Origin of the sequence: Kribbella sp. NPDC059898 (genome assembly GCF_042730855.1) — a bacterium.
GTDB lineage: Bacteria > Actinomycetota > Actinomycetes > Propionibacteriales > Kribbellaceae > Kribbella.
The window spans coordinates 71871-92060 of record NZ_JBHWKR010000025.1 but is presented as its reverse complement, the minus strand read 5'-3'; the positions used below and the strand labels follow the sequence as shown (position 1 = coordinate 92060).

22 protein-coding genes are annotated in these 20190 nt (G+C 67.1%); 1 reads left to right on the top strand and 21 read right to left on the bottom strand.

Annotated elements, in window-relative coordinates:
* Nucleotides 1–526 precede the first annotated feature (526 nt).
* Nucleotides 527–853 (top strand): hypothetical protein, encoded by a 327-nt coding sequence (locus tag ACFV9C_RS42500; RefSeq protein ID WP_380203370.1) that lies wholly within the window; start codon nt 527–529, stop codon nt 851–853.
* A gap of 144 nt (nt 854–997) precedes the next feature.
* On the opposite strand, the gene ACFV9C_RS42495 is transcribed toward ACFV9C_RS42500, so the two are convergent.
* The 21 genes from ACFV9C_RS42495 to ACFV9C_RS42395 form a co-directional block, all read right to left on the bottom strand.
* Complete coding sequence (locus ACFV9C_RS42495) at nt 998–1456, bottom strand: DUF6573 family protein (protein WP_380203368.1); 459 nt, start codon at nt 1454–1456, stop codon at nt 998–1000.
* A 63-nt stretch (nt 1457–1519) separates the two neighbouring features.
* Nucleotides 1520–2011, bottom strand: a complete 492-nt coding sequence (locus ACFV9C_RS42490) for a hypothetical protein (protein ID WP_380203366.1) — start codon at nt 2009–2011, stop codon at nt 1520–1522.
* Between the two features lie 182 nt (nt 2012–2193).
* Nucleotides 2194–2700, bottom strand: a complete 507-nt coding sequence (locus ACFV9C_RS42485) for a hypothetical protein (RefSeq protein ID WP_380203364.1) — start codon at nt 2698–2700, stop codon at nt 2194–2196.
* Nucleotides 2701–2798: 98 nt separating this feature from the next.
* Complete coding sequence (locus ACFV9C_RS42480; protein ID WP_380203362.1) at nt 2799–3233, bottom strand: HNH endonuclease family protein; 435 nt, start codon at nt 3231–3233, stop codon at nt 2799–2801.
* Nucleotides 3234–3620: 387 nt separating this feature from the next.
* On the bottom strand, nt 3621–3965 hold the full coding sequence (locus tag ACFV9C_RS42475) for a hypothetical protein (RefSeq protein ID WP_380203360.1): 345 nt from the start codon (nt 3963–3965) through the stop codon (nt 3621–3623).
* A 122-nt stretch (nt 3966–4087) separates the two neighbouring features.
* Nucleotides 4088–4507: a hypothetical protein gene (locus ACFV9C_RS42470; protein WP_380203358.1), complete on the bottom strand. Its 420-nt coding sequence runs from the start codon at nt 4505–4507 to the stop codon at nt 4088–4090.
* 65 nt (nt 4508–4572) lie between these two features.
* Nucleotides 4573–5415: a hypothetical protein gene (locus ACFV9C_RS42465; RefSeq protein ID WP_380203356.1), complete on the bottom strand. Its 843-nt coding sequence runs from the start codon at nt 5413–5415 to the stop codon at nt 4573–4575.
* Nucleotides 5412–6344, bottom strand: coding sequence for a hypothetical protein (locus tag ACFV9C_RS42460; protein ID WP_380203354.1), 933 nt, complete (start codon nt 6342–6344; stop codon nt 5412–5414). The genes ACFV9C_RS42465 and ACFV9C_RS42460 overlap by 4 nt, the downstream gene beginning before the upstream one ends.
* Before the next feature lie 61 nt (nt 6345–6405).
* The gene (locus ACFV9C_RS42455; RefSeq protein ID WP_380203352.1) at nt 6406–7485 is read right to left on the bottom strand and encodes a DUF5131 family protein; all 1080 of its coding nucleotides are present in this window, start codon (nt 7483–7485) and stop codon (nt 6406–6408) included.
* Nucleotides 7486–7764: 279 nt separating this feature from the next.
* A complete protein-coding gene (locus ACFV9C_RS42450; RefSeq protein ID WP_380203350.1) occupies nt 7765–8370 on the bottom strand; it encodes a hypothetical protein in 606 nt (201 codons plus the stop codon).
* Nucleotides 8370–8603, bottom strand: coding sequence for a hypothetical protein (locus ACFV9C_RS42445; RefSeq protein WP_380203348.1), 234 nt, complete (start codon nt 8601–8603; stop codon nt 8370–8372). The genes ACFV9C_RS42450 and ACFV9C_RS42445 overlap by 1 nt, the downstream gene beginning before the upstream one ends.
* Before the next feature lie 83 nt (nt 8604–8686).
* Nucleotides 8687–9106 (bottom strand): hypothetical protein, encoded by a 420-nt coding sequence (locus ACFV9C_RS42440; protein WP_380203346.1) that lies wholly within the window; start codon nt 9104–9106, stop codon nt 8687–8689.
* Nucleotides 9103–9540: a hypothetical protein gene (locus tag ACFV9C_RS42435; RefSeq protein ID WP_380203344.1), complete on the bottom strand. Its 438-nt coding sequence runs from the start codon at nt 9538–9540 to the stop codon at nt 9103–9105. Before ACFV9C_RS42435 ends, ACFV9C_RS42440 begins: the two co-directional genes overlap by 4 nt.
* Nucleotides 9537–10529, bottom strand: a complete 993-nt coding sequence (locus ACFV9C_RS42430; RefSeq protein WP_380203342.1) for a hypothetical protein — start codon at nt 10527–10529, stop codon at nt 9537–9539. The genes ACFV9C_RS42435 and ACFV9C_RS42430 overlap by 4 nt, the downstream gene beginning before the upstream one ends.
* 33 nt (nt 10530–10562) lie before the next feature.
* Complete coding sequence (locus ACFV9C_RS42425; protein WP_380203340.1) at nt 10563–10865, bottom strand: hypothetical protein; 303 nt, start codon at nt 10863–10865, stop codon at nt 10563–10565.
* Between the two features lie 25 nt (nt 10866–10890).
* Nucleotides 10891–11733: an SLOG family protein gene (locus ACFV9C_RS42420; protein ID WP_380203338.1), complete on the bottom strand. Its 843-nt coding sequence runs from the start codon at nt 11731–11733 to the stop codon at nt 10891–10893.
* Entirely contained in the window at nt 11730–12329 is a 600-nt protein-coding gene (locus ACFV9C_RS42415) for a hypothetical protein (protein WP_380203336.1), read from the bottom strand. The genes ACFV9C_RS42420 and ACFV9C_RS42415 overlap by 4 nt, the downstream gene beginning before the upstream one ends.
* 16 nt (nt 12330–12345) lie before the next feature.
* Entirely contained in the window at nt 12346–12741 is a 396-nt protein-coding gene (locus ACFV9C_RS42410) for a hypothetical protein (protein WP_380203334.1), read from the bottom strand.
* Nucleotides 12742–12796: 55 nt separating this feature from the next.
* Nucleotides 12797–13375, bottom strand: coding sequence for a hypothetical protein (locus ACFV9C_RS42405; RefSeq protein ID WP_380203333.1), 579 nt, complete (start codon nt 13373–13375; stop codon nt 12797–12799).
* Nucleotides 13376–13464: 89 nt separating this feature from the next.
* A complete protein-coding gene (locus tag ACFV9C_RS42400) occupies nt 13465–18969 on the bottom strand; it encodes a hypothetical protein (RefSeq protein WP_380203331.1) in 5505 nt (1834 codons plus the stop codon).
* A 680-nt stretch (nt 18970–19649) separates the two neighbouring features.
* Nucleotides 19650–20042: a hypothetical protein gene (locus ACFV9C_RS42395; RefSeq protein WP_380203329.1), complete on the bottom strand. Its 393-nt coding sequence runs from the start codon at nt 20040–20042 to the stop codon at nt 19650–19652.
* Nucleotides 20043–20190 lie beyond the last annotated feature (148 nt).

Below are 20190 nucleotides of genomic sequence, written 5' to 3'. Positions count from 1 at the left end.
TGACGGACGCGGCGTGGGAGCGGATAGAGCCCTTGTTGCCCCAGGTGGATGGGCGTGGTCGGCTGTGGCGTGATCACCGGCGGGCTGGGAGATGGGCGCTTCGCGCCCTCTTTTCGCTGGCCGGGTATATCCGCTAAAGCGGATATGCGGTTTAATGGAGTTGGTATTTAACGAGCAGCGAGGACCCCGGTCAAGTGCCGGCGTCTTGCAGGGAAGGATCGCGGAGATGGTGACCAGTTGGCGGATGACGTTCGCGGCACCGAGCCACTCTGGCCGGTGGCACGTCGTACGAGATGACCACGCCGCGTGCGACTCCCGTATCCCCCTGGACGAGTTCGAAGAGGTACCTGTGGGGCGCGTAACCGCCCTGGATCGCTGCAAACGCCAAGCATGCTTCAAGATCTGGCCACACGGACTCTCGGAGGAAACCCGGCGGCGTGAGTCCATGCAGCGCGCCAACGCTGTTGTTGGGTGGCACGAGGCAACGAGTCCTGAGCCGAGTCGCGCTCTGGTGCACAGGCGTGAGATGTGGTTGGAGCGCGGCTGGCTGTCAACCCACTTCGTGTTCGTCATCCACGTACCGAGCATCAAGATGTTCCGAATTCTCCTGAGTGGAACGCTGGAAGGTGTCGAGCTAGCTGTCAAGGGTAACGCTGAATTAGTCGATCTTATCAAGGTACCAAATCGGCACGCGGCAATTCTGACGAAGCTTGAGCTTCTGCAGTGGGTCGACGCTTGGCGGCTCGAGCTCCCCCACAGCAAGATCACCAAGGGCGGTACGGAGCTCTGGCGGCAGGCCGGCCCAACCGTCGACCTGCGCAGCGTGTGGCGGGCTGTCCAGGCCGAGCTGTAGGTCGGGGCCCTTTTGGTCGGAGGTTCTGCCGAGCGGCGGGGGTCGGGGGGCCGCCGGCGGAAACCTCCCAACCTCCCAGAACGCGCGAAAGGCGGGAAACGCAAGGAATGCATTCCTTGCGTTTCCCGCCTTTCGGATGGGAGGTCAGTCCTCCCCTGGCAGGCCGATCACGAGGACCGGTGAGCCGTCGTCGTGTCCTGCGAGCGTTGCTTGCAGGTGCGCGAGCTGGGCCTCGGGCTCTTCGGTCCGCGGCTGGTTGCGGGCAATGCGGTACAGCTGCACCGCAACCTGGTTCGTGTCCTCCTTCCGAGCCGCGGCCTGGACCGCGCACCGGGTCATCCACAGCACGTCCCAGAGGCGGCCGTCGACGCTCTGGCCGTAGGCGCCGGTGCGCTCGGTGTCCTCGTCGTTCCAGGCGACGCAGTCGGCCCAGGCGGCGGCGGTCAGCAGGATCGGCCAGGCGAACAGTTCCTTGGCCATGTCGCCGGCCTCAACGAGGGCGCCATCGGCGATCCCCTGGGCCATCGTGTAGATGCTGATCGGCTCGCCGTAGAACTCGATCAGCTCGCGCATCCGGTCGTTGGACTCACTCGGTGTCTGCATAGGTTAAACCTAACCTACCTAACCTCCCGTTGTCAATTGACAAGGGGAGGTGTTTTTCGATCCTCAGGCGACTTCCAGCACCGAGGGTTCGGAGTGAGCGCGGTGGAGCCACGCGGCAATCCGCACCAGCGGCAGCATCCGTGCCCCCGGGTGCATGCGGACGATGACCTCGGCGTCGTGCGCGCACACCTTCGAGTAGAACTCCTGCCCGTGCTCGTTGACGATGCGGTGCGTACCGCGCCTGGCGCAGTCGCCGAACTCGCATCGCATGACCTTGGCCTCCTCCTCCGCTGCCCGAGCCGCGGCCTCCGCAGCTTCCTTCGCGAGGCGCTCGGCCCGGGACATGAGGCGCTGTGCGACGTGGCGAACCTCCCCGTCCTTCGTGAGCTTCAGGCGGTAGGAGGACTGATCCTCCGCGATGGCCCACACGCAGGCGCCCGGTGCCGCACTCCAGACCTGCGCCCGGATCTCCCGGACGCCGTCGTGGAAGGTCAGCCACGATCCGACAGCGCCCGCTTTCGGCGTGAACGGCCGGCCATTCTTCGTGAGGCGCATCCTGGTCTCCCTAGCTGATCGGCGATGTTCAGTAGGTTTAATGTAACCTGCCTAACCTCCCCTTGTCAAATGACAAGGGGAGGTTAGGCAGGGGGTCGTCGGCCTACTTCGCCGGGACGTGGAGGTGGTCCGTGCTGACGGGGCAGTGGTCGTACGTGCCGCCTTCGTCGCCGGACGTTGCGTCAACCCAGCCGACCGCCGGATTCGTGCTCGAGGGTGGCGTCGCAGTACAGGCAGGTCGCCATGGTCGTCACCGGGCCATCATGTGGTCGACGGCCGCGCTGGCGGCGGCGATAGCGTCGTCGACGTCGCCGTCGATGATCGCGACCTGGTGGACGATCGGGTGGGACAGGACCGAACCGGTTGGCCCGGTCTGACGGGCCGCGGACGACGACGGTGTCGGCGTCCTGGTCGTGGATCAGGATGAAGCCCGGGGCGTCGGGGCGGTGGTACTGCGGCGAGCCGGGGTGGGTGGGCTGGAACGACGTCGGGCCAGTGGCGATCGCGGCCGGGGCGTCGTCGGGGTGGACCGGGAACTGCGCCGGGTCGAGGTAGTGCAGGAATACGTCGACGGCGTGGCCGGCGCCGGGGCCGTCGTCGGACAGGTCGGTGTCCGAGATGAGGTCGACCATGGCCCGGACGAGCTGGGATCGGGTGGCGCTGATGGTGAAGGTGGCCTGGTCGGACATTGCGGAACCCTCCCGGGGTGCTAGGCGACAGATAAGCGTAACAGGCAGGTTTAAACTAACCTACCTGATTCACCTTGTCAATCGACAAGCATCTCGGGCTACTTGCAGCTCGGCGCGACTGCCAGAGCACTCTCCCGGTCAGTGGCCGTGATCGGCAGCTGCCAGGCGCGGGCTACCTCGAGGTACCGGAGGACGTACGTGCACCGGTAGGCCGCGTTCAGCGGCATCCACTCCCCCGGCCCGTTGCCCAGGTCGTCGTCGCCCTTGCTGGCGTTCGCGGCGCCGTCGACGGCGAGCAGATTGAGGCGCACGTCGTTGGCGAAGTCCACACGGCGCCCGGCCGGCCACGCCGCGGCGCCCAGGTCCCAGGCCTTGGCCAAGGGGTAGATGTGGTCGATCTGGACCTGTCGTGCGGCGGACCTGTGGAACGTGATCTGGCGGCCGGTGTAGGGGTCGGTGAACTGCCCGGACAGCACGACACAGCCCTGTGTGCCCGGCTTGATGGTCAGGTTGTGGAGCTGGCGGCGGAGCACGTTGTTTCGCGAGTGTCGCAGCCGTCGTGCCCGTCGAGGCCGTTGTGGTTGTCGGTCCAGGCGCGTCCGAACGAACACGCGCGACCGTGGCCACAACCGCGGTCGTACCCCGGCGCCGTGCGGCGTGCGGGAACGACCCGGATGCCGGCGAGAGCTTGCCGGATCGATGCGCCCGCGCCGGCCGCTGTGGTCGGTCGGTGACTTGCTGCCGGGCTGGGCCGTTGGGCCGTGGTCGACGAGGGCTGAGGTACGGCGGTCGCGTCACCAATCACCGAGCAGCCACACATGGCCAGCATGACCACCGCGGCCAGGAGCAGACCTCGCGGGCCTAGCCCAGCCCAACCCGCTCCCACGGGCCGCTGGCGGCTCTCGTCGCGGGTCTTCCGGTCAGTTCGCATACTCGCCTTCATTCATGAGCGTCGGGCCCGGTACCGGCCGTCCCGGGCCCGGCTCCCGTTCGAGGTTTCGGATTACTGCTTGCTCAAGGGGTCCTGCGATCCGGGCTGCGGCCCGCAGTTCGTGAGCGGCCGTCTCGAGGTGCCGGACGATGTCGCTGGCCTGGGGCCCGTCGATGTACTCGACGTCGAACAGGTCCCCACGGAGGTTCCCGAGCGTCTGCATTCCCTTGCCGAGGCTGCCCAAGGCCTCCTTGATCTGGTCCGCCAGCTGCGCACGCTGCAGCTCGACGTCGCGGTCATACTCCGACTGGTAGTCGGTCGGGTGCTGGGTCACGATTCCTCCAACATTTGATCTGGGACGGAGTGCGGGTTTGAGCCGGTCGCCTTGGTTGGGGGCGATTCAGCCGGCGGCGCCAGTGCGACTTACCTCGGTGGCGAGCTCGGCCGCGCAGTACCTCAGGCTCGTGTCAGCAGGGGCTCAGCCGCTTGGATCGCAAACCGCATCCAGCTGCGCTTGGTCTCCCGTTCGGACCCGTGCATCTGCTCCCAGGCATCGGGGCCGTACATGGTTCGGCAGGCCACGTCGACGGCGGCCTCGATACCACCCGGCGCGTCAAGATAGGCGGCTGCCGCGTCGGCGGTCTCGGGACAGGCGCCCCGGTGGTACGTCGTGCCGTCCGTCCGTTGATAGGTGTCGTCCGGTCTGGTCGCGGTACCGCACCGGTGACACGTCGGAGCGCCGGCGTCGACGGGGTTGTCGTCGAGGATCTGCTGCAGCCGCCGGCGCGACACCACAGGCAGGTAGTCCTCGCTGTCGAGGGCTTCGGCGTCCATACGGGCGCACAGGGCTTCGAGATCGGCGCGCAGGCTGGACATCGCGACACTCTCCTTCGGGTCGGTTGGCTGGCTGCGGTTGGGACACTGGCCGTTGTTGCTCGGGGTTAGGAGGCTTCGGCGATCCGGATCTCGGTGAGTGCGGCCTGGTAGTTGCCGATCGATTCGAGCAGCTCGGCGGCAGCGGTCTCGGCAGACTTCAAGTCGTAGGCGTGGCGCCGGGTGTTGTGGGCGATCTCGTGCTCGGCCTTGGCGAGCTTCAGGACCCTGGCCGCGACTTCGGGGCGGATGCCCTCGGCGTACGAGGTCACCTCCGTGCCGAGCGCGGCTTCGATCTGCTCAAGGACACGTAGCCGAATCTGAATGTCGGCTGGTAGCTCGCTCAGCTCCCGGCGTTTGGCCCAGGCCTGCTGGAGTTCCTCGGTGACCTTCTGGCGGACCTCCTCGCGGTCGGCCTGTAGCGTCGCTGCGCGCAGGGTGTCGATCCGGGCAAAGACGCTGCGCATCGCGTTCCAGGACGGTCTTCTGTCGGGGTGAGTGCGGGCTTTGACCACGGTGTCCATCCGGGTCTTCGACCGCGGGTTCGGGATCAGCAGACCCCACCCGTCCGGGAGCTCCTCAACCGGGACGACGGCGGTTGACGGTGCGACGACGTACCACGCGTGGCACTCGTCATGCCACGGGTCGGCCTTGCCCGCCTGGTCGAGCTCGTGCCTCCAGTCTGCCCGGCTGACCTTCAACTCGTGACCGATCAGCATGCGCCCGGAGTTCGAGGTGAACCCGATGTAGAGCGCATCGGCCCGGCTTCGTGTCCGGCCCCCGTCGTTCCACCCGCACTCGGGAACGAACACCCCGCCCGGCAGGGCCTCGCCGGGCTTGATGTAGTGCCGCTGCAGCCGCTCGAGCAGCTGCTTGGTGACGAGCCCGCCGGTCGCGGCCGCGGGGCTCATCGCGCCATCACCTTGGCGCCCGTCAGGACGGTCTGCTTGGTGCCGTCGTACTCGGAGTGCTCCTTGACCGCGCCCCGAACGTCGACGTCCTGGCCGCGCTCGGTGTCCCACAGGGTCTTGCCGGTGCCGAAGACCTTGAACGTCACGCCCTCGAACTCACCGGTGCCCTCAATGATGACCAGCCGCTTGGTCGCGACGCCGGTGTAGCTGTAGCTGGCTCGGACCTCGACCGACATCGAGACCGCGACGGTGCCGGTCGCAACGATCTTGTCGCCCTCGGTGCCGTAGTACCGCTGGGCGTCCTGCCGGGCCTGCTCGGCGGCCTGCGCGTCGAGGGCCTTGGCGATCGCGTCCACGACGGCCGCGGTCTGCTGGTCGGTCAGCGGGCGCTCCAGGTTGAGGACCTGGTTGGCCTTGCTGTGGATGAAGTCGCCCCACTTGGCGTCGACGTGGTCACGTGCGGCGTTGATCTCATCCATGGTCGTGGCCAGGTTCGCGGCGAAGTGATCCGCCTCGGCGTACTCGGCGTTGATCGCGTCGAGCATGTCAGCCAGGTCCGCGTTCGCGGCGCGCCACGTCCGCGCGGCCTCGGCCGCGGCGTCTGCCTCCGCCTCGGATGCGCGAGCGCGCCGGGCCCGATCGGAGATCCGCCGCTTCGCCCGGCGTACGGCGTCCTGCACATCTGCGCCGACCTTGCTGCGTACGCCGGAACCGCTGCACTGGAAGCAGATGCCGTCGTGGATGCTCAGGTAGTGGAGCTTCCGGCCGCTGAAGCCGCCGTCGCAGTTGCCGCAGATCGAGTAGATGCCGGCCCCGAACTTGACGAACGGCTCCCCCAAGACGGTGATCAGCTGCGCGGGGACGTTGTGGGTACCGACCTCGACGTGTTCGCCGTAGGTGATTTCGGGGGTTTCGGTGGCGGTGGCCATACTGTCCCTCCTGACTGGATAAGCTTGCTGTTCGGCAAGATCAATCATGCCTCACACCTTGTCAATTAGCAAGGCGAGGTGAAGGGTATTCGTCCCAGACCCGGCCGTCGAGCTCGCGGCCGGCGCGCCGCTTGCCGTACCGGTGGACTCTGACTGAACCCGCAGGCGTCAGGACTCCGAGCTTCAGGGAGTGAAGACGTCCGGCAGGGTCGACCATGGCGACCGGGCCCCGGAGTCCAGCTGGCGACGGCTCACCCACTTCTGCGGGTGCGAACTCACCCCACTGCTTGAACAAGTAGGAGACGCCGGCCGCCTGGCACTGGTCGCGCAGATCGCGGGCCCATTCGGGATACATCGGGCGGGCGCCGCGGCCGGACTCGCCCCCGACCACAACCCAGTCCAGCGCCGCATTGCAGTTGTCGCCGTCGAGCCAGCGGCAGTCAGGACACTCCCGGCTCTCGGTCGTCGCGAGTTGCAGGGATCGATGCCGGCGGCAACTCGACAGGTCGACCGGACCAAGCAGGGGCTCGAGGGAGACCCAGCGCACGGCGGCCGGCGTGCCCAGGAGCGCCGGGATGCGAATGTCAGCCCACTGCTGGGTCTCGGCGGAAACGCCGACCCAGAGGTTGGGAAGCGGCCAGGGTGGAGACCAGATGTTCGCCCCTCGGCTGTCCTGGCCGATGACGTCCCATCCGGCACCGACCTCGATCGCCGGCCACATGCCCGGACCCTGGTGACCCATGATCTCGGAGGCCTCTTCCGCGACCTGCAGCACGAAGTCAGCGGAGCTGAGCAGGCTCCGCAACCGGCTATGCCGCTTCGTGAGTAGCTGGAAGGTGTGCCGCTTGGACAACGCCATCACGGCGAACACCCGGGCGATGTACTCGTCGGGTACGTCGGCGTGGAACAGGTCGCTCATCGAGTTGACGAAGACGAACCGCGGCTTCTTCCAGCGCATCGGCAGATCCAGCTTCCCGTCCCGTAGCTGTACGTCGAACCCCTTCTCGAAGTAGTGGCCCGGTGTGCCGCGGAACCGCTCGGCGAACGTCCTGGCGTAGCAGTGGTCGCATCCAGGCGAGACCTCGGTGCAGCCGGTGACCGGATTCCAGGTCTCGTCAGTCCACTCGATCGTCGTACCCATCTCCAGCCCTCGCCGTCATCCGAAGCACAGCACCGCGGCGCCAGCCACGGCGCAGACGATCCCGAACGCCATCGACCGCCAGGGAAGAGGCACTGGCTCGCAAACGAGGCCGCGGTGGAGCAAGGTGTACCTCCCAACGGAGCTAGAACAGATCACGATCCCGAGCGCGAGCGCACCCAGCGCGATGCTGAGCCCTCCTCCAGGAAGGTCCGCCAGCTGGTGCGGGAGAGTCTCCAAGTGTTCGGTGATCAGGGTTGCTCTGTGCTTCATAGAGATCCCTCAGTTCGATGTGTTGTGTGTGGGGAGTGCGACCTGTTCGGGCTCGAAGATGCCGAGGCCGTCGTCCGGGCGGCGGTCGACACCGTCGACGGGCACGCCGCGCCGGATGGTGAATCCGGGTCCGCGACGGTTGGCGATCTCCTGGGCACGGGCTTGGGTGATGTTGGGGCCTCCGGCAACAATCAGGCCCTCGGAGTCGAGGATGTGCCAGCCCTTTTGGGCGGCTTCGAGTGTGGCTGTGACGCCAGCGCCGACCTGGAAGAGTTCGCCAGTGTCGTCGCGGGTCGCGGCGATCAGCGGCTCGGCGAAGTGGCGGATCGGGCAGTCGGTCGGGGCGAACATGCTCTCGACGAGATCGAGTGACAGTCCGACCACGGTCGCGGCGAAACACTCCTGGCCGTACACCCAGATCCGGGTTCCCGCCTCGTCGAGTCCGACATACCGGCTGAGGGCCTCGCTGGCGTACAGGTCGTTGGCCCATTCGTCGCGGATCTCGTCGAGCGTCCGAGTGAGCATGATGATCGGCGAGCCGGGAGCCGCCATGGCCGCCGGCGCCGCCGTCCGGTCGGGTTCGGAACGCGGTACGACGGCCTCTGAGGACTGCATCAGAGGGCCTTGCCCAGGCGGATGACCTGCGGCTCGGTGAACGTGTCGAGCGCGGTGCCGGCGTGGATGCAGTCCGAGGCCGCCGGGTCGCACCAGTCGAACGCGTAGTCCTTGCTCGACGCGCGGCCGGCGAACAGACGAGCGATGTTCTCGTCCTCCGCGGCAACTACCGCCAGGTCGTCCTGCTCGTAGTCCGGTGCGGTCCGCTTGATCACATACAGGTTCAGGGCCATGGGAGATCTCCACTTTCTGAGACTTGCTAATTGGCAAGATCAACACTACATGCAGCCTTGTCAATTAGCAAGATCGGGTGTGGTTACGCGCGAACTACTGTTCGCCAGGGCCACAGCAGTGCGTCGTACGTCGCCTGGTCCCACTCGGTTACGGTGCCGACCAAGTCCCGCGCTGACAGCGCCATGACGGCATCCCGGATCGCGAACTGGCCCACACCCGCCCCGGCCGCGATGATCTCGGTCCTGGTCGTCTCGAACACCACGCCGAGCGCCGGCCAGGCAACCCGTCCGGCCCGGTCGAGCGCCTGCCGGAGGGCGAGCCAGCTCTTGCTGGTCGGGCCATTGAGCGGTGGCGTCTCCGTGCCGTACCCCCACACTTGCTGGTGAGCGACGTGCAGATCCCGGAGCTCGTCGCCGGTCAACGCTGGCAGCCGGTCGAGTACGGCGACGATCTCGCGAGCCTGAGGGCCGAAACGTGCAGTGTTCCGGGTGTGCGTCGTCATGATCGAGCTCCGTTGCCCTGGTCAACGGCCAGCGGACGTACGGGAAGCAGCGGCGTCGGACTGATCGGCCGGTACTGGTCGAGGCTGTGCAGCAGGCGCCGGGCCTCGGCATCCGTCGTGATCTCGGACAGCCAACGGGTGATGTGGCGGGCCGGCGCCGACTCGGCACCACAATCGTGCCTAGCGAAAACGGTCCGGACCTCGCCTGTCTCGGCGTCGAGGGCAACCGGGCAGCCGCGGCGCTCGTTCCTCCGGCAGCTGAGGCAGGGCGTCTCGCCTGCATCCCAGATCACGACAAGCACGGGCTGCACCGGCGTGCCGTCCGGACCGGCGTGGACGAAGGATCGCCAATCGAGTTGGTCCCCAGGGCTGGACTGCGCCAGCCACTCGTGCACCTGCTCGAGGTGCTCCATGTAGCTGGCGGTCGTGGTCATACGAATGTCTCCTGGTCTCGCGCGGTACGCACGAGTACCTCCCTGACCTGATCGTCCACCAGTTCCGAGGCGCCGATGGCGTTCCAGTCCTCGAGGAAGTCGAGCAGCAGACACCACCCGCCGTAGAGCTCCTGCGCACTGCGCGCGGCTAGCCGGATGTTCTCGCGGCTCAGCTCGGCAAGGAACTCGCCTGTGCGGTGCACCCAGTCATGCCGGGGGCTGGTGAGTCTTCTAGACAGCCAGACGATGAAGGTGGACATGAGGCGGTTGCGTGCCGCCCTCGATTCGGGGCGGGTAAGTCGCTCAATCAGATCGGTCGAAAAGTCTTCAGCCCAGATTTCGACACCTAGCCACCGTGATAGGCCGCTTGCCGTGACTGGTCGCCGTTCGGAAGTTACAAGGCCAAGCCCAGCCGGAGTGGGCAGTGCGTCCAGATCTCCCCGGCTGTTCATCCGAACCCGGCCCTGACCCGCTGCGAACCGCCGGACGAGCGTGTGCAGGGTTTCATCGTCGCGTACATCATCGAGCGGAACCAGGACGTCGCGGGCCACGGCAATCCGCTGGTTGATAGCGGCCGGGGTGGATGCTGACACGTTGATCAGAGTGTCGGCGCTCCACTCCGTGCCGAAGTGATGCATGACGATCGCCGCAACGCTGGACTTGAACACAGCGGGCGGTCCGACCAGTCCCACGGTTGTGTTGTTGCTGCCGATAGCAGCGCGGAACGCAGCGCCGATCAGGGGCACGGCCACGTGGTCCACGGCGAGCAGATCGGCCAGGCCCAGGTTCCATGCCTGACGAACTTCCTCGCCATCGGTAATGGGGTCGGTGAGCCTGTAGCGGCTGAGCGGTTCGCCGAGGTCAGTTGCGGCAGGGTAGTTGCCATCCCACCCGAGTAGGCCGCCGGCATGGGCGAACCGCCACTCGCCGTACTCCCGCATCTGATGCCATCCGGTTGTCGTGTACGGCGGTTCGTCGGCGTACGTCATCGTGTGCAACTCCTTCGGATTACTGAGCCGGTGCTACTGGGCGACTGTGAGAGAGGTAGTGCTTCGTAGTTCGGTCGTCAGGCGTGCTACGACGTAGTCGAAGCTGGGGCCCAGATCGGTGAATGTCCCGCTCAAGTGGTCTTCGACCTTCATGGCGGCTGCCGCGGCCGTGGGTGCGAAGACGCGGGTCTGCAGCCGGTGTGTCGTCGTGTCGATGGACTCAAGCGCTCGGCTGGTGACGGCCAAGATCTCCTGCACGGGTCGCGACAGCGGGTGTGCGGTCTTCAACTCGACCGTGCATTCCCAGATGTGGTGGTCGGCTGTGATGTTGGGCATCTGATTTCCTTGTGGGGTTGGGGTTTCAGGCATGGACGCCCGGGCGGGACCCGGGATCGTTCTCAACGAGTGCTGCGATCTCTCCCGGGGGCGTGAACAGCCGAAGGCGGCCCGGCCCGGCAACCGGCTCTGCGAACGGCTGCGGCGCTCGGACCACCCAGTGGAAGACGTTCGGCTCGCCCCACGGGCGGCAGCAGCCGCGATCCCGATGGACGTCGACCAGCTCGACGTGCCCGAGGTACCCCGTCGGCGCCGTACGGCGGTCAACTTCCTGACCGAGCAACCCGGCCAGTGTCTGGCCGTGAGGGTCCCACTGCTTGCTCGCATGGACGAGAATCCGGCCGCGGTGAGTGGTCTGCCAGGTGCGGTTCTCGACGCCTTTGGCCCCGGACATGATCAAGCCCGCCCAGGGCTGCTGAATCGAGAGCGCCAGCATGCTGCCGATCGTCGTCGACGTGCGTGCTGGCTCGGGCGCCTCGGGGTAGCACCTGGTGGTGATCCCGGCGCGCTCGGCCAAGTGGGCGATGCTGTGGCCGGTCGTGGTGAGCCGCGGCCCGGCGAACGAGATGCACAGTTCGGCGCCGAGGGCGATCATCTCGAGGTCGCGCCGGAACTCGGCTCGCGAGCAAATCGGCCTGTGCTGGTGCGTCGGTGGACAGTTGTTGTCGTGGTGTCGCCGGTCGGCCGGGTGCCGCTCGACTGTGCCCAGCCACACTTCGTCGGCCAGCTGCTCGGCCGTGGTGTCAGCTCCGTGAACGAGTACGGCGTGGGGGTGGTCGCGGTAGATCTCGGTCAGGACGTTTTCAAGCAGCCGGCGGTCATCGAACCGGCGGTCGGCGGCGAGCAGGATTCGGCGCAGACTGTTCACAACCATCCCCCGATGACCCGCTGCTGCACGGCCCACCCGAGCTTTTGCCCGTTGGCGGCCACGGCTGCCGAGCATCGCTCCCACCCGCCGTGGCTGTTGCGGTAGCGGTACTCGATCTGGGTCTGGTTGCCGGTCGGCTGCGCGGCGAGCATCGCGCTGCGTGCTGTCGCGATCTTTTCGTAGAACCCGCCTGGTCCGGTCATCAGCGGGATCGGCCGGACCGAGCGGAGGTACTGGTTGCACTGCGGGTCGTAGCCATCGGTGAGACGGCAGATCACCGTGAGTTTGCCGGGGTTGAGTTCGTACGGTTCGCACAGCAGCACGTCGCCGGCCTTCAGGCCTGTGACGTCGTCGTTCTCGAGCAGTTCGTACAGGCCGATTTCGGGGTTGCCCGGCGTACCGCTCAGGTGGTCCATGACGTTGTCGAGGGTGTCGATCTCGTCGCGGATCAGGTCGAGGTGCCGGCGTGCAGCGGCGGCGGCGGTCCTGCCGGCTGCTGCCGCGACCTGGCGGTGTTCCACCTCGGCCAGGAACTCGCCGCTCCAGTCGGGTGTATCGGTGTTGGTTTCGGTGTCAGCGGGGTTGTCATGTGCCATTGGTGGCTCCTGAGATTCAGCGAGTTCCCGGCCAGCCGCACCAGCGGCAGGGATTCTGCGTCCAGCGCGGGTGTTCGGGGTGGAAGAGCACGTGGTCGTAAGACCGGCAGCGCGAGTCGTCGCACGCGACCGACTCGTCGGTCAGCGGGTGAATCACGTCTGTCCAGCTGCCGGCGTGATGAAGATCGGCCCACTCGGCGGCCTGAAGCAGCGCCAGCCGGGCCTGGGCACGGCGGTGCACCAGGTCGTCGGTGGCCGCGTCGTACGGCACGTCGACCAGCACAGCCAACGTGGCCACGCAGACGTACTGGCGCGGCCCGATGAGACGTCGTACGGCCACGGCGTGCGGAACCGCGGTAGCCCTGGTGGATTGCCCTGGAGACCCGGTTCCGGACGCCGTTAGCCGCAGCATGACCCTATCCTCAACACACTAGTTACATTAAACCTATTGGTTGCACTCGTCCAGCTCAGGAGTGTCGCACAGTGATGTCGTCGACACGCACCACCGCGAAGCCCGCGTAATCCCCGAGGTAGGCCGCGTTGATCGCGTCCTGCAGTGCTCTCTCGTACGCCTGGGCGCTGCCCGACACCCAGGCCTGGGCCAGTGCCGCCGCGTCCTCGGCCGAAATGTTCAGGTCCTTGAGGGACCGGTCGCGGGTGTCCTTGCTGTAGCGCAGCGTGCCGTCGAACGACATGGTCAGCCCGTTCTTCTCGAACCGCTTCTGCCGGCTCTTCGGCATCTGCGACTGACGCCATGTCGGATCGCTCTTGCGAGTGTCGTTTGCGGTAGTCGTGGCGTTCTGGATCTTCGTGGCGTTGGTGCCCTTGGGGTGCGCACGCTTCTCGAGGTCGGTGGTGATGTAGCGCCGGATCTGGCGCTCCGAAATTCCGAGGTCCTCGGAGGCCGCCTTGGCGTTCGGATTCCCCTTACTGTTCTTGCCGTACAGGTACTCGATCGCGTCCCGCGGGTCGGTGATTTCAGGAGGAACGCGGCCGGTCATCGCCGCCGCGACCATTTCCTCGTACGAGAGGGTCTTCTTGGCCATCGCTCAGTCCTCCGAGACGGTATTGCCGGTCGGGGCCGCGCCGCTGGCGGCGGCCCCGACGATCTGCGAACTGGTGGGGGCGGTCGTCATTACGGCTTCCACTCGTCGACGTCGACCAGGTGGTCAGGGAGCTCGTCGAGGATGTGCCGGTACGCCTTCTTGTCGTCCTGCGACCGGTCGGTCAGCTCACGCAAGGCATCGGTCATCCGCCCGGCCCGCTCCGGCTCGAACTGGCCCAGGCCCTTGCCGAGCTGCTTGTCCTCACCCGGCCAAGCGGTCTTCGGGTCCGGGCTCGTCGCGGTGTAGTACAACGCGTCGACGGTGATTGCGAACGGCCACCGGCCGGTCGCGTTGAAGATCTTGATGATCTGCCGTAGCAGGTTGGCCTTGGCCATCGCAATGACCTGGTGGCGCCAATCCGGCCGGTACATCGGGTCATGGTTCTGCTTGCCGCGCACCGGCCGCTTCGACTGCGGCGCGAGGTTGCCGATGCCATGTGTCCAGGTCGCCTTCAGCTCCTTGTAGACCGCGTTCGCATCTGGGTCATCGAGGCGGCCGAGGACGCTGGTCCGGGCCTCCCGCAGCCGCTTGTACCAGAGCTCGAGGTAGCGGTGGGAGGTCTCCCACACCCAGGCCTCGTGGATCTGCACGTCGTGCCCGGCCTCGAGTAGCCAGGTCATCGTCGGGGTCGCGACCGTCACAGTGTCGCGCCGGAACCGGCCGTCACCGGTCGGGTCCTGCAGGCTCGGCAGCGTCCAGGACTCCTCCGGTGGGGTGATGCGCCAGTAGCCGGCGAGCTTCTGGTCGAACGTGATCGCGCTGCTGTCGGGCAGGTGGATGGCGGGCTGATCCGAGCCCAGCCACGTGCTCGATGCCGCGCTCAGGTACTGGCCGTTGCGGTCGTACGACATGACGTACCCCATCTCGGCCTCTTCGGGCAGCAGGGTCCGGGTCCAGTGCAGTTCGGGCTCGACACCCATCTGCAGCGACGGGCCGACCGGCTCGATCGCGATTTCCAGGCCGGTGATCTTGCGTCCGGTCTTGCGGTCGTCGCGGGGCTTCGGCCGGGTCGCGGTCATCAGGTCCAGCGAGGTGATGGCCGGGGTGATCCGGAACGGGATCCCGACCTCTTTGGCGTACCCGTACAGGCGCCGCGCCAGCGAGGACGGATCCGGGTCGCCCTTGACCATGGCGCACTTGCTCGGGTCGACGTACGGCAGCAGCACGACCCGGAGGGCGATGTTGTCGCGCCGTACTGTCGTCCACCCGGCGATCTGCCGCGGCTTGATGTCCCAGCCCTCGGCCTCGGCTCCGGCGAACCAGTCCAGCCCTTTCGCGGCCTTGGTGAGGGCCTGGTCGCGGTCGCGGGGGATGTCCGGAAGGTCGGTCACCATCAGGCCGAGCTGCTCGCACATCTCGTTGGTGAGCCAGACCTGCGGGATGTCGAAGCGGCCCTTGGTACGCCACCCCAGACCGAGTTCCGTGGCGAGCGTGACCAGCTGACCGGCGTGGGTCAGCGGCCATGGCAGCTGCTGGACAGATCCGTCCGGGAGGTGGATCCCGTCGACGTCGATCACCGCGGCCGGCGCCTGGCCGTTCACCCGGACCAGTTCCTTGCTGACGGCAGGGGCCGTCACGGGGGTGGCTCCTGCCTGGGTCTCGTCGGCCGTGCCGGTGTCGTCGATGAGGGTGTCCTGGACTGGTGCGGGTGTGGGCTCGACCGGCTTGCCCGCCGGGATCTTGTCGATGCAGTCGATCAGGTGCACCGGGTTGCCATCGACTGCGTGCGAAGCCGGGACCGTGCACACCACGCACGGCTGAACCTCGGACAGCTTGGTGATCACCGGTCCGCTGGTCGCGGCGTCTGGCTGTGCCGGAACCGGCGCGGCGGCGAACCGGTCGTCGAAGCAGCTGGTGTGTACGAACTCGTCGTCGATGACCGACGTGGTCGGCATGTCGCAGTCGCCGCACAGCTGGGGCTCGGCCGCCGTACGCCGTTCGTGCTGGGTGCCGTCCGGCGCGGTGTAGGCGATCGCCATCATCGGCTGATCTCCCTTGCTTTCTGTCGTGGTTTCGGTGGGCTCGGTGGCCGCTGCATCGAGCAGGTCAGGTTGGCCAGCGTCGGCCGCGGCGGGCTCGCCCTTGGTGGTGTTGTCCGGGCCCGTGGACGTTGCCGGTGGCAACGGTGAGGCGTCACTCGGCCCGGAAGGGTCCGGTCCCGGCGTCGGCGAGCTCGGCGTGGCGTCGTCCGGTGAGTCCCCGTCGACGGAGAAGACGACGTCGGCCTTGAGATCCCACACCCGCGCCAGGCCGCCCGGCAGCATCCGGCGCCGGGTCAGGCGTGACGTGCCGGTCGGGTTTTTCTCGTCGTCCGGCCGCAGGCAACCCGGGATCGACTCCAGAGCTCGGCCCATGATCCGCTTGTTCAGCGGCATCGACGATCCACTCGCCTTGATCACTTCCTGCACAGCGGCGAGCGCGGCGTCCGGGCGCAGGTACAGCCGCTCCTCGTCGTACTCGTTGATGGCCCAGGCGCCGGCGGGCTTGCCCTTGGTCTCCAGCCGGTACAGCGGCTCGAGGTCGTCGCGGTCGGTCCCGATCTTGATCTGGCGGTAGCCGAGCCGGAGAGCCTGCGGCGAGGGCGGCTCGCCGCCGTCCGGAGTGGTGAGGTGGATGATCCCGGACCGCAGCGCCTCGGCCAGGGCCATGCGGACCTTGCCACCGTCGCTGGTCGGCGAGTCGGGGTCTTCCTGGCGTCGGGCGGCATGCACGATGGCCGCCATGACCCGTTCGGCCAGCGCGTCGGCCTGCTCGCGGGTCGTCACGTCCTGCTCAACCAGCCAGCCGAGCAGCAGGTCCCAGCCACCGAGGAGCTCGGCGGCTCCGCGGGCAACACGATTGGCGCTGCCCTGGCTGCGCAGTTCGGACGTGAACTCCGAAACCTTCACCTGCAGTGCCTGCCGGTGGGCTTCGAGATCGCGTGCGAGCCAGGCCACGAAGGTGGACATCAGCGCGTTGCGGGCGTACCGGGCATCCGGACGGTCGAGCTGGATGATGTGGTCCAGGTCGACGTCGCCGTTGAGCAGCTCGACCACGAACCAGCGCTGGTCACCGCTGGCGGTGAAGGCCCGGACCTCAGAGGTGATCATCGCTGAACCGGCGGGCCCGGCCGACCAGCGCCGCTCCTTGTCCCGAGTCTCGGTGGTCCGTCCTTCGCGGTTGAAGAACATGCGGTTGATCGAGGCAAGTCGCTGCTCGGCCGCGGTGATGCCGCCATCGGGCGCGACGTCGTCGAGCGGGACCAGGACGTCGCGGGTCGAGGCGAAGAGGTTCCGGAAACCGTTCATCGTGGCGCCGGTCCCGGACATGCTCACCACCGGGGTGGTGTTCTCCCAGCGGGTGCCGTAGTGGTGCATCGCCAACGTGGCGACCGCCGTCTTGAACGTGCCGGGTACGCCGAACAGACCGAGCGTGGAGTTGTTCGGCGTGACCACTGCCCGGTACGCCGCACCGATCAGCGGCACGGCAACGAAGTCTGGCAACCGGTGCAGCATCTCCAGCCCACCGATCGTCCACAGCTCGCGCAGATCGTCGTTGCTGACTGGCTCGGTCAGTTCGTACCGAGCCAGCGGCCCGGTCAGGTCGATGGTTGCGGGCTTGTTGCCCTCGGCACCAAGAAGCCCGCTGGCGTGGACGAACTTCCATTGACCGTCCGCGGTCTTGCGCCACCCGGTCGAGGAGTAGATCGTCTCGATCGGGTACTGCGTGTTCGTCGCGTTGATCGCTTCCCAGATCCGCTCTCCCGCGCGCTTGCCGCGGTTGAACAACAGCCCGGCCAGCGGCAGGTTCTCCAGCCAGCTGCTGTCGCGCATCTCGTCGGCCCGGACCCGCCAGCGCACCCGCATGCCGGTTTCGGGATCCGGGTAGCTGACGACGTAGTGGGTGATGTCGCGCAGCGTCGGAACCCGCTGGGCCTTCGCGGTATCGCTCAGGTGATCGTCGCCGGCCAGATCCGCCTCACGCAGCTCGACCCGTTCGATCTTGACGACCAGGTTCAGCAGCGGCTCGGGGTACAGATCGCCGCTCTTGGAAGTCCGCCACGCGACGAGCTCGCCCTCGTGCACGGAGTACTTCGACTGCAGCTTCGAGATCCGCGGCTGCTGCCGGTCCTCGCCGCTACCTGGCCACGGTCCATCAGTGACGTTCTCTGCCCGCCGGGCGTCGCCGGCGTCAGCCTCGTCGACCTCGTCGGGCCCGGTGAGTGCGACCTGTACTGCTTCGGTCGGTTCGATACCGGTCGCGATGTACGCCTGCAGAGCGAGTCGGCGTGCGGCCTCGGCTGCCTTGTCCATCCTGCCCCGGACCGGCGCCGTCACAGCACCCAGCGTGCCGAGCTCGTCGTGAGCCTCGACGACCCGCAGCAGCCAGCGCCCGGCTTCGACCGCCCAACGCCCGGCGAACCGGCGCGCGTCCTCGGCGGCTTTCGGGGCCCCAGCCGTCGACTTCTCCTCCGCGACCTTCAGCTGGGCCTCGGCCTCGGCGAAGTGTTTGTGGATCTCGCTCGCATTGGCCTCCGCGGCGAAGACGAGAGCTTCGGCCCGCGCCTGGTCGACCGTGCAGGCACCGAAGTCGTCCAGACCGTGCCCAGCGTCGAAGTGGTCACTAGCGTCCGCGTGCAGGAAGTCGACCGCGGGGACCGCGATCCGGATCGTCCCGACCTTGCCGTCCAGAAGGTGGCAGACCGTCACCGCGCGGTCGTACCCGGCCCGGTCGCGGTCGGTGACGACGATGACCTCGTCGGCCCCTGCCAGCTGGTCGGCGTGCTCCTCGCTGAAGTTGGTGGCGCCGCCCGCGTTGGTGGTGGCGACCTCGCCGCGCTCGACGAACGCACGAGCGTCCTTCTCGCCCTCGCAGACCCAGATCCGTGCCTTGGCTGTGATCGCCGCGGCGACCTCGGGCAGCAGGAACAGCGTCGGAGAGAAGCCCTCGGGCTTCCTGTTGATCCAGCCGCCCTTGTTGTCGGCGTACCGCTGAACGAACGACTTCTCCCGCCGGGTCTGCTCGCCGTACCGGACGGCCCGCTCCCGCCGTACCGCTTCCGACGTGACCTCGCCCTTGACCGTCGAGTACTCGTACACCGCGGCCTCGTGCCAGTCCTCGAGGACCTCGTCCGGCTCAACCTGCTCTGCCGGGATGATCCGCTTCGGCAGCGGCCCGAGGCGGTTACCTGCCTTCCGAGCGGTGCTCGGCGTACGCCGTGAGACAGTTCCGGGGGGCTTCGGCTGGTGCTTCCGTTCCTGGGCCCGCTTCTCGCGGTACTGCTCCTCCGGCAGCCAGTCGTCGTGCAGCTGAGCGAACGTCAGCCCCAGCGCGTCGACCACCGCGTCGTCACGGCAGGACTGGCAGTGCAGGAACGTCCGCCGCTCGCCCGAGATGTAGTCGATCGACAGGGAGGGATCGCGGTCCTCGTGCAGGGGGCAGGAGGCCTGGATGTGGCGCGAGCGCGACTTGACGGTGTGCCTGTGACCGCCGTTCCGGAGCGCGTCGAGCACTCGCTCGAACGACGAACCAGCCTCGATCGGAGAGGTGGTCATGCCGACCACCGCTCGGAGCGGAGGGGGTGAACAGGCGCATACGGAGCGTCTACAACACGCTCAAATTGCGATCCTGACTCGATCAGGAGGAAAGACACAGCTACCCTTCCTGGTAGTGGTCCTGTACTGACACACAGAAACGGGCTGCTTTCGAGGGGTCTCACGCCAATCCCGGCCAAGGTGGTGCGTAGAGGCCCCTCAAGCTTTTCTAGGGGGATCGTTCATCGCTCCTCCGCTGAAGGATTTCGAGTACGCGCTCCTGTAGAGCGGGGTCTTCCGTCCAGAGCTGCAGCAGCCCTCGTACGGCGTCGGAAACGTTGATGCCGTCGCGTACGGACTGCATCTTCGATTCACGGTGCAGCGCCGGGTCGAGATCGACCGTGATGCGCGTGCCCGATCGTGACCCAGAAGCCACTGTTTGCTCCTCTAGGAGAGTGAGCCCCGGCATGCCTACACCACCCGTCGCGTACTGATGTACTGATGTCAGTACACGACTGTAGTGGAGGAACGGGAGGCTTGGAAGGTGTGCATCGGCGCGGCGCGCCACGAGACCCTCGTACGAGTCAGCCTCTCGGACTGTCGTTGCGGGTACTCTGAACACAGCTCACCTCCTGATTCGAGTGGGTCACAGGTGACGAACCCTCGGCGGCCGGCCAAGCACTCCGGGGGTTTCGTCGTTTCTAGGCGCTGATGGCGTCCAGCACGTCGAGTTGATTCGGGTTCTTCCGGCGCTCCGCCACTCGCTTTCTGTGGCGGATCAGGTAGTCGGGTTCGGGCAGGTGGTGGTGCCCGGCCAAGACGCTGTAGACGTAATCCCCCAACGGCAGGCCAGCTTGCTCGGCGGCCTCCTGGAAGACGTCCCAGTGTGGTTCGGGTACGCGGGTTGTGATTGCGCGCCGGTGGCCCTTGGGCTGCTGCCCGGGTTTGGGTGCTCGATCACCGGCTGCGCCTGGATCCTGAACGCTCATAGCGCTCAGCATTTCTGATGCTGCATCAGATTTGGCGCAAGGCCCCGTCACGGGCGTGTCGCTGCGATGCAGCAACAGCCGGATCGTGAAGACGGGTACGTACATGCGCCCCAGTAGAGCGTGCGTGAGCGCGTTGCGGGACCGCATCTACAGGACATCCCGGGGACAACTTGTCCGGCGGCCCGGCGACTGACATGGACCGCCCGGCTGTGGACCCCGAGAAATTGCAGCTTCCTGCAATTGCTTCGACCGG